The following is a 14,766-nucleotide window of genomic DNA, read 5'->3' on the forward strand; positions in this document are numbered from 1 at the left end:
CAGTCGGTAGCCTTCAGCGGAGCCTTATCAAGAGCGGCAGGCGAGAACGTAGGTACCTCTTACGCTATCAGCCAGGGCACACTTGCCAATAGCAACTATACAATCAGTTATACCGGAGCCAACTTTGCCATCATGCCGCTTGCCGTAACAGTAACCGCGAATGCAGGTCAGGCGAAGGTGTACGGCTCAGCCGATCCGGCAGCTTATAGCTATGTTTCGGCACCAGCAGCAGGCAGTACATTGGCCAACGGCCAGTCGGTAGCCTTCAGNACGGTAACAGCCGATCCACAATCGAAGATATATGGAGATAGTGATCCAGCGCTAACCTACTCGGTTAGTCCTTCCTTGATAACAGGTGACAGCTTCAGTGGAAGCTTGAGCCGCGTAGCCGGTGAAAACGTAGGTACTCATATAATCAACCAAAACACCTTAGCCTTAAGCGCAAACTATAGCGTAAGCTACACTCCGGCGAACCTTGCCATTACTGCTAAAGCGGTAACGGTAACGGCCAATGCACAAACGAAAGTGTATGGCGATGCGGATCCGGTATTGACATATACGGTTAGTCCGTCCCTGGTAAGTGGCGACAGCTTCAGCGGAGCCTTAAGCAGAGGGGCAGGTGAGAACGTGGGTTCGTATGCCATCAATCAGAATACCTTAGCGCTAAGCGCAAACTATAACTTAAGCTACACTCCGGCGAACCTTGCTATTACTGCTAAAGCGGTAACGGTAACGGCCAATACACAATCGAAAGTGTATGGCGATACAGATCCGGCGCTGACCTATACGGTTAGTCCGGCCCTGGTAACAGGCGACAGTTTCAGTGGTGCATTAGGTCGTGCAACAGGTGAAAATGTTGGAACGTATGCAATCAATAAAAACACTTTAGCCTTAAGCTCGAACTATAGCTTAACCTATACCGCTGCGAACCTTTCCATATCCCAGAAAGCGATAACTGTATCTGCAAATGCTCAATCGAAAGTCTATGGCGATGCGGATCCGGCATTGACTTACCAGGTAGTAGGTTTGATTAACGGTGATGTATTAACCGGAAGTCTAAATCGTGCATCTGGAATTAATGTTGGAACTTATGCTATTAACAAAGGTTCACTAAGTGCGGGTAATAATTACTCAATGAGTTATCAATCTTCTAATTTGACTATTACCAAAGCTGTTTTAACAGTAACGGCAGAAAACAATCGGGTGTGTCAAGGAAATAGCTTGCCTGTATTTAGTGTGATTTATAATGGATTTAAAAATGGTGATGGAGCCAATAGTTTGCAAACAAAACCTAAAGTTAATACTACGGCAAACGCATGGTCGCCTGCAGGCAATTATACTTTATCTCTACAAGGTGGGGTTTCAACTAACTACAGCTTCAATTACATAAATGGAACATTAACGATTGATGCTCTCCCTGAGTTGAGCATTAGCAGTAATCAGCCTCAAAAAGTATCAAAAGGAGACATTGTTGAACTGAAAGCATTAGGAAATGCTGTAAGCTTTGAATGGCAGGAAGCAAGTGGTATTCAAGGGGGACGAAATGCTGTTGTACTAACAGTTCGCCCAATGGAAACCACTACTTATACAGTTAGAGGTTACAATGATCAGGGCTGTTATTTAGAGCAATCTTATACTGTTGAGATTGTAGAAGATTTCAAGATGAATGCTTCCAATGTAATAACTCCAAATGCTGATGGTCACAATGATAAATGGGTAGTTAAAAATATCGAGAGCTATCCGAATAACCTTGTAAAGGTATTTGATAGGGCAGGAAGAATCGTTTACACCAAAGCTGCTTATTTGAATGAGTGGGATGGAACTTTGAATGGTCAGCCATTGCAAGAAGGAACATACTACTACATCATTGATTTTGGAAACGGTGCAAAATTGTTTAAAGGCTATATTACTATCGTTCGCGACTAGTTTTGGGGAACAATATTTTAATTAAGAAGATGAAGAACACTATAATCATAAGGTTTTTAAAGTTAGGAATCATCACGTTGATTTTGGGCTGTGTTACTACAGCCCAAGCTCAGCGGGCATCGATTCCAGCACAGGTATTTTTAAATCAATACCTTTCTAACGCTGCTTTAGCTGGGGCAGACTCAAGTCTGAATATTAACTTGTCATATAATAGACAGTATGATGACTTTATTGGTGCGCCTGTTGTGTCCCTGATAAGTGCAGATTATTTAGTAGGGAAAAGAGTGGGGCTTGGTTTAAATGTAATGAATCAGAAAGCAGGGTTGCTTAATCAAACAAGGGTTGCTTTGTCATATGCTTATCATTTACCAGTTGGTGCCGATGGACAAACCTTGCACTTTGGTATTTCAGCAGCAGTTGAAAATAATAGTTTGCCAATCGAAGACGTTGACGGTGACCAGAATGATCCTTCATTGACCAATTATAATTCACGCGGAGCATACATGGATGGCGATTTTGGATTGGCCTATACCGGGAAGGGTTTAAGTATTCAGGCTGCTGTTCCCACAATGAGGAGCTATCTCATCAAAGACGAATATGGTTCAGTGAACAGGGCGACTTTTTATACATCAGCCTCCTATAAAATTGGCTTGGGTGAAGAAGTAAATAGTATTGAGCCTAAAGTTTGTTATACAACTGTAAAAGGCAATGAAGATTTGTGGGATTTTGGACTTGATTTCAAATGCGCGAATAACCTGGCAAATATTCAGGCTATCTATCATTCCACTCAAAGCTTTACTGTAGGTTTGGGAGTTGACGTTTTGTCAAGAGTGAAGGTATTAGCCTTCTATACTTCAGAAACCAAGGCTCTAAAATCTTACACAGATGGAAATCTTTCGTTAAATCTAAAAATAGCGTTGTTTAAGCATTAGGAATCGATTTGACAGAGAAACCAATATGGTGTTTTAAAAATAGATTGAAATCCGGTAGCTTTGTCCCCAAAGTATTAAGAAGTTTTGAGAGCAATCCTTAGGTTCATAGGCATATTTGTTGGGCTTATAATGAGTGTGTATGCGTTAAAAGCGCAAGATTCACTTAAAGTCGTTACTCCACATCATTATTATCATCGAAACGATTCGATTGCTTTCAAAGATAGTGTGGCTTTGGTGAACATTCGCAGAGTGCCAGTTCTGATTGATAAAAGCAAGCAGAATACATCACTCGATTCATTTGTGGTAGCGTTTAATACACCGTTTATGAATGCACTTGCGCTTAAGGTAAAAATGCCAAAGTATTCAAATGTAGTATATGCTGATCCGGTAGAACGCAAGTTTAAGGATCCGCAGAATATTTATATCCTATTTGCTCTTTTCTTGTTATTCGTAGTTATTAGTTATTTCTTCAATCGCGATATCAGTATGATGGCGCAGGGATTTATTAATAATCGAATATTAAATCAGTTGGTAAGGGATAACAACCTGCTAAACTCCGAGTCTTTTATTTTTATTTCTTTACTTATAGGTTTTACTTTTGGGTATTTACTTAAAGTAGTATTTCATATAGATGAATTATTAGGAGTGGTAGGAATAGGGGTCTATTTCATTGTTTCATTAATGGTGATTGTTTTCTTTTTGCTGAAAACTATTTTACTGCGATTGGCTGGTGCACTCTTTTCCATTAAGCATATGGTGAATAATTACATATCAATTATTTACATATCATTTGGAGCCTGCACGTTAGTTCTTATTCCGTTATTGATACTTTACGCTTTGGGTCCAGCTCAATTTGGAAATCACCTGTTTATGGTGTTCAGTGCCATATTGATACTAAGTCTTGCATATCAATATATAAGAGGTGCAATCTTCATTTCGTCAAATTTTCAATTTTCGAAATTTTATTTTATTGTCTATCTTTGCGCCTTTGAAATTTGTCCGTTAGTTATATTATATAAAGTACTTTTGAAATAGAATTCAGCTGAAGTAAGGGGTTTAACATCATGACAGAGAGGAAAATTAAGGTTAAAAGTATTTTAATCACGCAGCCTAAGCCAGAGAGCGACAAGAATCCGTACACGGAACTAGCTAAAAAATATAATTTAAAGCTAGATTTCAGGCCGTTTATTCATGTGGAAGGGATTTCGGCAAAAGAATTTAGGAAAGGTAAAATAAACCTTCCCGATTATACGGCAATCATCTTTACCAGTCGTCATGGTATTGATCAGTATTTTCGTTTGTGTGAAGAAATGCGTTATGAAGTTCCCGCAGAAATGAAGTATTTCTGTAATACAGAGTCTACAGCACTGTATTTACAAAAGTACATTCAGTACCGTAAGCGTAAGATCTTTTTCGGTAAACAAACAACTGCTGATTTGATGGAGCAGTTTAAGAAACATAATGCCGAAAAGTATCTTTTCCCTTGTTCGGATGTAAGCAAGGAAGAAATCCCATCGAAAATGCGCGAAGCGGGATACAATATTACAGAGGCGGTAATGTATCGTACAGTATGCAGTGATCTATCTGATCTGGCAGAGGTAAAATACGATATGATTGCATTTTTTAGCCCATCTGGGATCAAATCTTTGTATCAGAATTTTCCCGATTTTGAGCAGAATAATACTCGAATTGCGGCTTTTGGATCAACTACACATAAAGCTGTATTGGAAGCAGGGTTATTCCTTGACGTTCAGGCGCCAACCCCGCAATCTCCCTCAATGACAATGGCAATCGAAGAATATATTAAATCCGCGAACAAGTAAAAAAAATTAAATAAGAGTTAAATTTCTACTATTTTTGAGGAATCGTTGAAACTGTAAGAAAGTTTTCTTTCTAATGTTTTAACGATTTTTTTTGTCAATAATTTTTGTATGTTGCGTAACAATTAAATTTATATATCGTTTAAATTGATTAAGGAATAATTTTTTCATAGGAAAAATCATTATAACTAAATTTACTATTACTTATTTGCCAAACCTTTACACAACTTAAATTTTATGAAATATTTCTGGCTGCTTTGTACTTCGGTTCTTCTCTTCTCCCTTAGTGGGTGTGGATCTTCTGGGGCTAAAGGTGAGTTGGTAGGTGTTCAAGGCCGTAAACCCTACAAACAAGATGTTCCTTACGGAATGGTTTATATCCCTGCAGGTACCTTTATTATGGGGCAGGCTGATCAAGACGTTACAGCATCCCGTACGGCTCAAAACCGTCAGGTTACGATTGCTCCATTTTACATGGATGAAACTGAAATTACTAATAACGAATACCGCCAATTTGTTCTTTGGGTGAGAGATTCAATTGCCGCAAAAACAATGGGTGGTAATTTTGTTGTCAAAGGTGAAGATGGCTCGGAGTACATTAACCCTAAACAAAAGATCAATTATTCAGCTAAGAAAAATCCGAATGCTGAGCAATTGAAAGGAATGTACTATCAGGGAGATGATAAAATTATAGGTAGAAATGACTTTGATGTATCAAAATTCATCTATCAGTATACCTGGTTCGATTTAAGAGCAGCAGCTTTAGCTCAAAACCGTAAAAAAGCCCGTTCTTCATTTATTAAACGCGAAAAAGTTGCTATCTATCCAGATACCTTAGTATGGTTAGCTGATTTTAGCTATGCTCAAAATGAACCAATGGTTGAGCAATATTTCTCACATCCTGCATTTGATGAGTATCCTGTTGTAGGTGTAAACTGGAAACAAGCCAATGCTTTCAGTGCATGGAGAACTGAATTTAATAATTCATACAGAGATAAAAATAAGAAACCTCGTCGTGGTGCTATGGGACTTCCTACCGAAGCTCAGTTTGAATATGCTGCTCGTGGTGGCCGGATAGGTTCTGATTACCCTTGGGGCGGTCCTTACATTCGTAACAGTAGAGGATGTTTGTTAGCCAACTTTAAACCAGGACGCGGTAACTATACCGATGATGGTGGTTTCTATACTGTAAGTGTTAAATCATATTTCCCTAACGATTATGGTTTATATAACATGGCCGGTAACGTTTCTGAGTGGACTAGCTCAACTTACGATGAGTCGTCATACACCTTTGTGCATGATATGAACCCTACATATACTACTCAGGAAACTGATGCGTCTTCATTATCGCAACGCCGTAAAGTAGTAAGAGGCGGGTCTTGGAAAGATATTGGATTTTTCCTTCAAAACGGTACACGCACCTATGAATATCTGGATAGTGCAAAATCATACATCGGTTTCCGTTGTGTAGCGCAGCACATGGGTAAACAATTAGGAACTAAAAACTAACCAAGAAATAAATAAACAATTACAACTAAACTGATCACATTATTATGAAAGGTAAATTCAAGTTTAATCTTAACTTTTTCGCATCGTTATTCGCGGCACCAGTAATCTTGGGTGCATTATTCAAAATCCTTCACTTACCAGGTGCTAGAGAAATGCTGATGGTGGGTATGGGTTGTGAGGCCATCATTTTCGTTGCCATGGCGTTCCAAAAACAATATGACGACCCAGATTGGTCAAGAGTTTACCCTGAATTATTACCTGAGAACGAGCCGGTTCCTGCTAACTCCTACACTCGTAACGCTGTTGCAGGTGGTAGCACTAACGCTTTAGACAAAATGCTTGCTGAAGCTAACATTACTCCTGAAATGGTTAACAACTTAGGCACAGGCTTAAAAACATTTGGCGATAAAGTATCTGCAATTTCTAACATCGCTAATGTTTCAATTGATACTTCAGCTTTATCTGATAGCTTGAAACGTGGAACTGAATCAGTTAACCAATTGGTAGTTTCTTACCAAAAAGCATCTCAATCATTGGTTGAAATGGCAGGTTCAAACGTTGATACAAAAGCTTACAATGAGCAAATCAATTTAATGGTTAAAAATCTTGCAGCCTTAAACGCAGTATACGAAATGGAATTACAGGAGTCTAACAACCACCTTAAATCTATGGGTAAATACTACGCTAATATCAATGAAACTATGCAAGGTTTCAACGAAACACTTAACTACTCTAAGGTATACAGAGAAGAAGTTGCTAAATTGGCTAAAAACCTTACTTCGCTTAACTCGGTGTATGGTAATATGCTATCAGCAATGAACGTTCAAAGAGCATAAGCTTCTTGTACTTTATTTGATTAACTGTTTTATTAATTAGATCAAAACCTTAAGATTAGACTATGGCCGGAAGTGGTAAACAGTCGGCACGCCAGCAGATGATCAACCTGATGTATCTGGTGCTCACTGCAATGTTGGCGTTGAACGTAAGTGCGGAAGTATTAAACGCATTCAAGACAGTAAGAGATGGTTTAGATGAATCAACAACTAACCTGGATCTTACAGTAAATAAAACAATGGAAGCTTTCCAGAAAAGTATGGAAACGGACCCTGGTAAAACACAAAAATGGTTCGATAAAGCTAAGGAAGCTGTAAAGATCAGTAATGAATTGAACGCCTACATCAAAGGGGTTAAAGATCAAATGATTGCTGATGCTGAAGGCTATAATCCTGAAACCGGAGATATCCAACGTAATGATGATTTGGATATTCCAAGCCATTTAATGTTAAATGAGCAAAACCCTTCACAAGCAAAAGGACCTGAATTAAAAGCTAAAATTACTGAAGCTCGTGAAAAATTATTGGCCTTGGTTGATCCTGCAGATAAAGAAAGAGTTACTATTAACTTGAAAGCTGAAGATCCTAAAGGTAAAAAATGGGAAGAAGCTCAATTCAGCATGGTTCCTGTTACAGCTGCAGTAACTATTTTGTCGAAACTAGAAGGTGATGTTAAGAACTCTGAAGTAGAGATCTTAAAATATCTTCAAAGCTCAATTTATGCTACTGATGTTAAGTTTGATAAGCTTAAAGCTGTAGCTGTTGCTCCTTCAAGTTACGTATTAGTAGGTCAACCCTATACTGCAGAGGTATTCTTAACAGCAACTAGTTCAACTTTGAAACCTGATGTTTATGCAGGAGGAAGCAAGTTAAATGTTGATGCTGATGGTATTGCTAAATTTAGTACTACCGCTTCTGGAGTTGGTGAGCATACTTGGGGTGGTAAAATTGTAGTAACTCAACCTGACGGAACTACTAAAGATTACCCTTATACTGCTAAGTATGAAGCAGCTGCTCCTTCAGCAAACGTTAGTGCTGATAAAATGAACGTTCTTTACATTGGTGTTGAAAACCCTGTTTCCATTTCAGCTGCAGGTGTTCCAAACAGCAAAGTACGTGCTAGCTTAAACGGTGCAGGTTCATTGAGAGGCTCAAACGGTAAATATATTGCCGAAGTAACCACCCAAGGTGAAGTAACTATCAATGTAAGTGCTGATATCAACGGTAAAATAACCAGTATGGGTGCTCAAAAATATCGTGTTAAACAAGTACCTCCTCCAACGCCTAAGTTTGCCGGTTTGTCATCAGGTCGTGTAAGCTCTGCAGCCGTTAAAGCTCAACCAGGTGTTTTTGCGATGCTTGAAAACTTCGATTTTGATATGAAGTTTACCGTAAGTAGTTACACCATGTACGTTATGAAAAAACGTACGGACCCAATTTACGAACCAGTAACAGGAGCAGCATTAACCCCACGTTTACGTACGGCTTTAGCTACTGTCTCTACTGGAGATAAAATTATGATTGAAGATATTACTGTTAAAGATCCTAAAGGTAACTCACGTAGATTATCTACTGGTGTATCGCTAACTGTTCAATAATTAAAAGATGAAGAGATTTTATTTAGTCGCCTTAGCAATGCTTGTTTGCTGCTCTGTGGCTTTAGGTCAGGTAAAGAAAAAAACTACCGCTGCTAAACCTAAAGCTAAAACAACAGCAACTGCCGGCAAGAAAACTGTAGCAGCTACAAAGGGCAAAAGGAATACTGTTGCGAATGCAAAGGGTAATAAGCCAGCAACTTCTTTAGCTGCTGCTACTCCACCTGCTGCAGCTCCTAAACCGGTTGACACCACCAAAAGGCGTCCATCAGCAACGGGGTCTCTGTTTGGCGACGTAATAGATGGTGTTTACAAGAAAGAGAATAACGTGAACGTTAAAGCAATTCCTTATCCTTATATCCGTCAGGCAGATGTAATGTTTGCAAAGCGTGTTTGGAGAGAGATTGATGTTCGCGAGAAAATGAATCGTCCGTTGAACCATCCTAATTCACGTTTAATTACTGTATTAATGAAATCAATTAATGCAGGTGAATTAACAGCTTACCGTAATCCTGATGATGGTAGTGATAGTACATTTCGTGATGTAATGTCGCTAGAACAAGTAACTACTTTGGCTGGAGGTCGTGTTGATACTATTCTGGTACCAGACATTAATGATCCTAACATTATGAATCCTGTTTATGTAAAGGAAAATTTTAATCCGGATCAGATTGTGAAGTACCGTGTTAAAGAGGACTGGGTTTTCGATAAACAACGTTCAATTTTCGAACCTCGTATTATAGCAATTGCTCCTTGTAAACTGAACATCAGTAAAACTTCAGGTGATACCATTGGTGTTACGCCAATTTTCTGGGTTTACTATCCTGAAGCACGCCCTGTTTTGGCAAATTCTGAATTGTTCAACCGCTTTAACGATGCTTCTAATTTAAGCTTTGATGATTTCTTCATTAAACGCTTATTTACAAGCTATATCATTAAAGAATCTAACTCTGATGATTTACGTATCGCAGATTATGCCAGCGGTGTTGACCGTTTGTATGAATCTGATCGTATCAAGAAAAAACTCATGGATTACGAACAGGATCTGTGGGAATATTAAAAATCTTAACAAAAAAGGGTGCTGAATAAGCACCCTTTTTTTATGAGGTATAAATTTTATTGGATAGTTGTCTCTGCACCAAAGTAATTGAGTAAGGCTAGTGCTTGCTTCAGATTCAGCACCTCCAATAACTCTTCTTTACTTGCAGCTTTTATTTTTTTAACCGATCTAAAGTGTTTTAAAAGGTTTTCGGCTGTTTTCTCACCAATGCCTTCTATTAGTTCCAGTTCAGTATTCAGCGTGCCTTTATCTCTACGTTTTCGATGATGTGTAATACCAAATCTGTGCGCTTCGTCGCGTAGGTGTTGTATGATTTTTAAACTTTCCGATTTTTTATCGATATATAGAGGAACAGGGTCATTCGGATAATAAATCTCTTCCAATCGCTTGGCAATACCGATAATCGGTACTTTGTTGTATATGTTAAGTTCTTTAAGTACTTCAACCGCCGACGATAGTTGACCTTTTCCGCCATCCACAATAATTAAATCAGGCAGTGGTTGCTCTTCACTAATTACCCTGCTGTACCTCCGACCTATAACTTCTTTCATAGTGGCAAAATCGTTAGGGCCTTCAACTGTTCGAACATTAAAGTGGCGATAATCTTTTTTTGACGGTTTACCATCTTTAAACACCACCATTGCCGACACTGGATATTTTCCCTGAAAGTTAGAGTTATCAAAACACTCGATATGGCGCGGTAAATCCGATAGGTGAAGATCACTCTTCATCTGTGTCAGAACCCTTTCTGTTCTCAATTCAGGGTTTAATTTTTCGTATTGCTCAAGTTTTGATTTTTTAAAGAAGAGAACATTCTTCTCAGAAAGCTCCAATAGTTTCTTTTTGTCGCCTGCTTTAGGAACTGTGAATTTTATAGTCGAATCTGCGATATTTAAATTAAAAGGAACAACGATTTCTTTTGAGGTACTTTCAAATCGATTTCTGAATTCAGCAATAGCCAGTTCCAGCAGTTCCTCTTCTGTCTCATCGAGTTTCTTTTTTAATTCGATGGTTTGTGTTTGTACGATGCTTCCATTTGATATTTTCAGATAATTTACAAAGGCATATTTATTATCCGAGGCAATGGAAACTACATCAATGTCGTGCAGCATAGTACTTACGACAGTTGATTTGCTTTGGTAGTTCTCTAGCGTTTCAAGTTTATCCTTTAAAAGCTGTGCTAGTTCAAAATTTAAGTTTGCTGCTGCATCAGCAATTTTTTCATTCAAATGCTTTACAACCGAAGAAGTATTTCCTTTTAAAATATCCTTTATTTCGTCAATGTTCGAGCTATAATCATTTAAGCTTTGTAAGCCCTCACATGGGCCCTTGCAATTTCCAATTTGATATTCGAGGCAGACCCTGAATTTACCCGCCTTAATATTAGAATCCGTTAGGGCTAAATTACAATTACGAAGCGGGTACAAGCTTTTGATCATTTCGAGCATTGTACGCATCATTCCAACTGAACCGTAAGGCCCATAATATTTAGAACCATCCCTAATGATTTGACGTGTACCGTATACACGGGGAAAAGGTTCATTTTTTATTACGATAGAAGGATAGGTTTTGTCGTCTTTCAACAAAACGTTGTAGCGAGGTTTATGCTCTTTGATCAGGTTGTTTTCGAGCAGTAAGGCTTCAATCTCCGTGTCAACGATGGTGAATTTGATGTCACGGATCTTCCCAACTAAAACCCTTGTTTTAGCATTCACCATTCTATCGTTCACGAAATACGAAGAAACCCGGTTACGCAGATCTTTGGCTTTTCCTACATAGATAAGCTTTTCTTCACTGTCGAAATACTGATAAACGCCAGGTTTGTGAGGTATTTTTGCAAGGTGCTTTTTATAGTCAAACTCATCCCGAATCATAAAGCGAAATTAAAGCTTTTTGGCCAGACAATGGGTAATGTGTTCGATAACCACTTGCCCCATGGTATTACAATGCAGGAAAATATCATTGTTATGATGTGCTGCCAATTCTTTCCCAAGCATTTTCGTCTTAGCCTTAGTGGATATTTCATCGGTTTCCAATACAGAAAACAATTCATTGACCCTCCGGGGTGAAGATTTAATACGGTTTGACATTAATGTACGTTCTTCCTCCTGGTATTGAGACATGGTTTTATGGTTCATATGTTTCATACCCATGAATACCAGTTTATTATTCTCTTTAAAATAATGTGGCAAATAGAAACTCTTACGTCCTTCGTAGGATTGCTGATCGAAGTCAATAGCGCGTATACGATACTGTAATCCTTCTATGTCGGGGGATATGTCCATTACAAAATTATAGGAGCGCATATCGCCTAAAAGACGCACAAAACATCGTTCATTAAACTTTACAAATTCCTTACATATACGTATTTGATTAAATGGTACATCATCGAGGTGATGATCAATGAATACGTCTCCTGGAAGACCAATAATATGCTCCTCAATTAAGGTATCCTTGTCTGTTACATAAGTAATCCGATTTGGCGAAAGAATATGTTCCAGCTCCAGTCCATAAACACGCGAGGCATCGGCTTTTTTTACATAAAAGTGATCGTAGTTGTCGTTTAGACGGTTAATGATTCTCACCCTGAATGGTTGTGAATTTCCAAAGGCACAAAAATCAATACGGGCAACCGAAAGATTATTCATTAAGGCCTTGTCGCCATCGGTAGTTAGCAATGCATAAATATAAGTTAAGGCCGGAAAAAGTTCCCGCATATTGCTTTCATCATAATAAACGGTTTTCCAAAGTGTATCCTTTCCGCTTTTATCAATAAGCGGAACATCCAGGTTAAACCGAAGCATATCTGAGTAATGAATAGGCAGTTTTATCTCACGGCCATGCTTTATCAGATATTCACGCAATCCGGTTTGGATAGGGTAGAATAGCTTCTTTTTAGAAGGTACATTATGCCTGGGCTCATTATTTAAACTCATAGCACTAATTTAGCTTTTTAGTATACTTTAATCGAGTTTTTATAAACAGAAAAAAGGACTTAAGTTGAGATTAAATCTACAACTTAAGTCCTTTCAAATGGCAAAGTTAAAATTATTTGATAGAGAAGATCAGTCTGACATCGGATTTCAATTTAATCGATTTAAAATCAATCTCAGGCATTGCTTCTGCGGCTCCCATTGCGTCTGCCGATTTGTACATAGCCATCATCGGACGCGGGTAATATACAGGTTGTGATTCGTTATCATAGATCTCCAAAACACCACCCAATTGTTCGCCAATGGCTGTTACCAGGTAAGCAGCCTTTTCTTTAGCGTCTTTCATAGCCTTAATTTTTAACTCTTTTTTAAAGTCGTCAATTTTACTATGCGTGTATTCAGCCACGTTAACGCTTTCAATTCCTTTGGGGTCAACTGCCGAGAGGATGTCATTCACCTTATCCAATTTGGTAAGTTTCAGACGATATTGTTTACGAGCCAAAAAGTTAGGATCGCGTTTTTTATCGCGTATGTTCCAATCGTAATTGTAGCCATAAACATTATCCAGCATAAAGTTTTCTTTCGGAACGCCGGCATCAATTACGGCTTGCTGTAATTGTTTTTCTACAGCTTCAATAGCAACTTTATTCTTATTGTTGTTGTCCTTGTAATATTCTTTTAAAGCTATATTTAAATAGATTATATCAGGCACTATTTCCATTTCAGCAGTACCTGTAACTTCAATTTTTTTAACTGGATTTACAACGGCAGTTTGAGCCATGGTACTAAAACCGGCTGCAATGAGGGCGATACTTGCAATTAATCTCTTCATAATTATCATTTTTAATTTAGATGCTACTGGATCGTTAAATCCATAAATGAATTTAAAAAATTATTCACTCTCGTAAAGGGCCAAAGCATGTTTAGCCACTACACCAAAGTTAAAGCCCTGCGCCTGATCATATCCGGCAAAGTTCACTGCAATTAGCCTTCCGCAATCATCAAACACCGGGGAGCCGCTGGCGCCATGTGTTGAAGTGATGTTATATTGAATAGCCAATCCGTCCGACTCCTTATTGATCTCTCCCTGGTACACCTGTACTTTAATACCTTTAACTGTTCCGGCAAGTTGGAGCCCCATCGGGTAACCGATCATTACGGCTTTGGTTCCAGGCTTAATTTCCGAATCATCGTTTACGGCAGAGGATAAATCAATAATGTGTTTCACTTTTGATGGCAGGTTATGGCTAATGGTTTGTAAAATAGCCACATCAACATCAGGATCATCAGATTGGGTGATGAACTCACAAGGAATAAAATCTTCAATTTTTTTAACCTTGTTGTTATGCATAGCAATTCCCAGTCGAACAATTTTGCCCTTTATGCTTATCTGATTAGTGTCGAGAGGGTTATGGTTTTTTTGTTCAGGAATATTTATGGTTAAATCAGAAGCCGTTGAATCTGCTTTGGCAACTGATGAATCAGCACTGCTCTCAACGACTTCCCAATCATCCTCATTTCCTTCGCCTATAGCATCTCCCCAATGAGTTTTTATATATCCGGCTATTTTAGCGGGCTCAATATCGTCAGATAACATATAGCTGATTGTTGATTTGATAGCTGTATAGTCGTTGGCTGCGTTAACGGTCCAGGGGGAAGCAACGTGCCTGTTGGTAATAAGCCGGCCGTCTTTGCTTACAAAAAATCCGGTTCCTGTAATGGTAATTGGGGAATTAGTGTATTCGTCATACGGCTCTAAACCTCCATCGCTATTTACCGTAAATAAAATAGGTTCAGCACCTTTAATGCTTACTTCATAAACATAACTGTTGGCTACTAAAACAACGCTGTTTTTGTATTTCTCATAAATTGTGGTTTGGCTTAAACCGCATTTAAGGCTATCGGTTGTTGGTCTGGCCCAGAATCTTTTTAAATCACCTGCTTTAAAGAATAAAAGGATTAAAATAAGTCCGGCAATGCCTATTACAGGCAATAGCCATTTCTTTTTAGAAGTTTCATTTGGTGCCGAATTGCTAAACTGTTCATTGTTCAAAGGCTCGTTATTCATTTTAAATGGTGATTATTCGGAATAATAAATAGATATACGTATTAGTTAATGTGGTTCGAATTTGAAGAAAATAATATAAAGCAGGAAAAA

The 14,766-nt window shown here is 38.4% G+C and carries 12 protein-coding genes; 8 read left to right on the forward strand and 4 right to left on the reverse strand.

Features of this window, described 5'->3' with window-relative positions; all coding sequences use genetic code 11:
- The 8 genes from C3K47_RS16745 to porN form a co-directional block, all read left to right on the forward strand.
- Positions 1–1,926, forward strand: a 1,926-nt coding sequence (locus tag C3K47_RS16745) for an MBG domain-containing protein (protein WP_133159406.1), incomplete at its 5' end; no start/stop codon positions are given.
- 29 nt (positions 1,927–1,955) lie between these two features.
- On the forward strand, positions 1,956–2,858 hold the full coding sequence (locus C3K47_RS16750; RefSeq protein ID WP_103790319.1) for a PorP/SprF family type IX secretion system membrane protein: 903 nt from the start codon (positions 1,956–1,958) through the stop codon (positions 2,856–2,858).
- Positions 2,859–2,942: 84 nt separating this feature from the next.
- Entirely contained in the window at positions 2,943–3,893 is a 951-nt protein-coding gene (locus tag C3K47_RS16755) for a DUF4271 domain-containing protein (RefSeq protein WP_133159407.1), read from the forward strand.
- A 29-nt stretch (positions 3,894–3,922) separates the two neighbouring features.
- The gene (locus C3K47_RS16760) at positions 3,923–4,681 is read left to right on the forward strand and encodes a uroporphyrinogen-III synthase (RefSeq protein WP_103790321.1); all 759 of its coding nucleotides are present in this window, start codon (positions 3,923–3,925) and stop codon (positions 4,679–4,681) included.
- 234 nt (positions 4,682–4,915) lie between these two features.
- Positions 4,916–6,187 carry a T9SS ring complex lipoprotein PorK/GldK gene (gene porK, locus C3K47_RS16765; protein ID WP_103790322.1) on the forward strand — a complete coding sequence of 424 codons (1,272 nt, stop codon included), beginning with the start codon at positions 4,916–4,918 and terminating at the stop codon, positions 6,185–6,187.
- A gap of 44 nt (positions 6,188–6,231) precedes the next feature.
- Positions 6,232–7,023 carry a type IX secretion system motor protein PorL/GldL gene (gene porL, locus C3K47_RS16770; protein WP_103790323.1) on the forward strand — a complete coding sequence of 264 codons (792 nt, stop codon included), beginning with the start codon at positions 6,232–6,234 and terminating at the stop codon, positions 7,021–7,023.
- Positions 7,024–7,085: 62 nt separating this feature from the next.
- On the forward strand, positions 7,086–8,618 hold the full coding sequence (gene porM, locus C3K47_RS16775; RefSeq protein WP_103790324.1) for a type IX secretion system motor protein PorM/GldM: 1,533 nt from the start codon (positions 7,086–7,088) through the stop codon (positions 8,616–8,618).
- Between the two features lie 7 nt (positions 8,619–8,625).
- On the forward strand, positions 8,626–9,675 hold the full coding sequence (gene porN / locus C3K47_RS16780; protein WP_103790325.1) for a type IX secretion system ring subunit PorN/GldN: 1,050 nt from the start codon (positions 8,626–8,628) through the stop codon (positions 9,673–9,675).
- A 56-nt stretch (positions 9,676–9,731) separates the two neighbouring features.
- Here the strand turns inward: porN and uvrC are convergent, their stop codons facing one another.
- The 4 genes from uvrC to C3K47_RS16800 form a co-directional block, all read right to left on the reverse strand.
- The gene (gene uvrC, locus C3K47_RS16785; protein WP_103790326.1) at positions 9,732–11,549 is read right to left on the reverse strand and encodes an excinuclease ABC subunit UvrC; all 1,818 of its coding nucleotides are present in this window, start codon (positions 11,547–11,549) and stop codon (positions 9,732–9,734) included.
- A 9-nt stretch (positions 11,550–11,558) separates the two neighbouring features.
- On the reverse strand, positions 11,559–12,611 hold the full coding sequence (locus tag C3K47_RS16790; RefSeq protein ID WP_103790327.1) for a hypothetical protein: 1,053 nt from the start codon (positions 12,609–12,611) through the stop codon (positions 11,559–11,561).
- Positions 12,612–12,723: 112 nt separating this feature from the next.
- Positions 12,724–13,440 carry an SIMPL domain-containing protein gene (locus tag C3K47_RS16795; RefSeq protein ID WP_103790328.1) on the reverse strand — a complete coding sequence of 239 codons (717 nt, stop codon included), beginning with the start codon at positions 13,438–13,440 and terminating at the stop codon, positions 12,724–12,726.
- A 60-nt stretch (positions 13,441–13,500) separates the two neighbouring features.
- Positions 13,501–14,676, reverse strand: coding sequence for a S1 family peptidase (locus tag C3K47_RS16800; RefSeq protein ID WP_103790329.1), 1,176 nt, complete (start codon positions 14,674–14,676; stop codon positions 13,501–13,503).
- Between the last annotated feature and the right edge of the window lie 90 nt (positions 14,677–14,766).

This window comes from Solitalea longa, assembly GCF_002920915.1.
GTDB classification, from domain to species: domain Bacteria; phylum Bacteroidota; class Bacteroidia; order Sphingobacteriales; family Sphingobacteriaceae; genus Solitalea; species Solitalea longa.

Coding starts and splice junctions, on each gene's coding strand:
- C3K47_RS16760 (WP_103790321.1), top strand. CDS start 3,923: ATGACAGAGAGGAAAATTAAGGTTAAAAGTATTTTAATCACGCAGCCT.
- porN (WP_103790325.1), top strand. CDS start 8,626: ATGAAGAGATTTTATTTAGTCGCCTTAGCAATGCTTGTTTGCTGCTCT.
- C3K47_RS16800 (WP_103790329.1), bottom strand. CDS start 14,676: ATGAATAACGAGCCTTTGAACAATGAACAGTTTAGCAATTCGGCACCA.
- porK (WP_103790322.1), top strand. CDS start 4,916: ATGAAATATTTCTGGCTGCTTTGTACTTCGGTTCTTCTCTTCTCCCTT.
- C3K47_RS16750 (WP_103790319.1), top strand. CDS start 1,956: ATGAAGAACACTATAATCATAAGGTTTTTAAAGTTAGGAATCATCACG.
- uvrC (WP_103790326.1), bottom strand. CDS start 11,549: ATGATTCGGGATGAGTTTGACTATAAAAAGCACCTTGCAAAAATACCT.
- porM (WP_103790324.1), top strand. CDS start 7,086: ATGGCCGGAAGTGGTAAACAGTCGGCACGCCAGCAGATGATCAACCTG.
- C3K47_RS16790 (WP_103790327.1), bottom strand. CDS start 12,611: ATGAGTTTAAATAATGAGCCCAGGCATAATGTACCTTCTAAAAAGAAG.
- C3K47_RS16795 (WP_103790328.1), bottom strand. CDS start 13,440: ATGAAGAGATTAATTGCAAGTATCGCCCTCATTGCAGCCGGTTTTAGT.
- porL (WP_103790323.1), top strand. CDS start 6,232: ATGAAAGGTAAATTCAAGTTTAATCTTAACTTTTTCGCATCGTTATTC.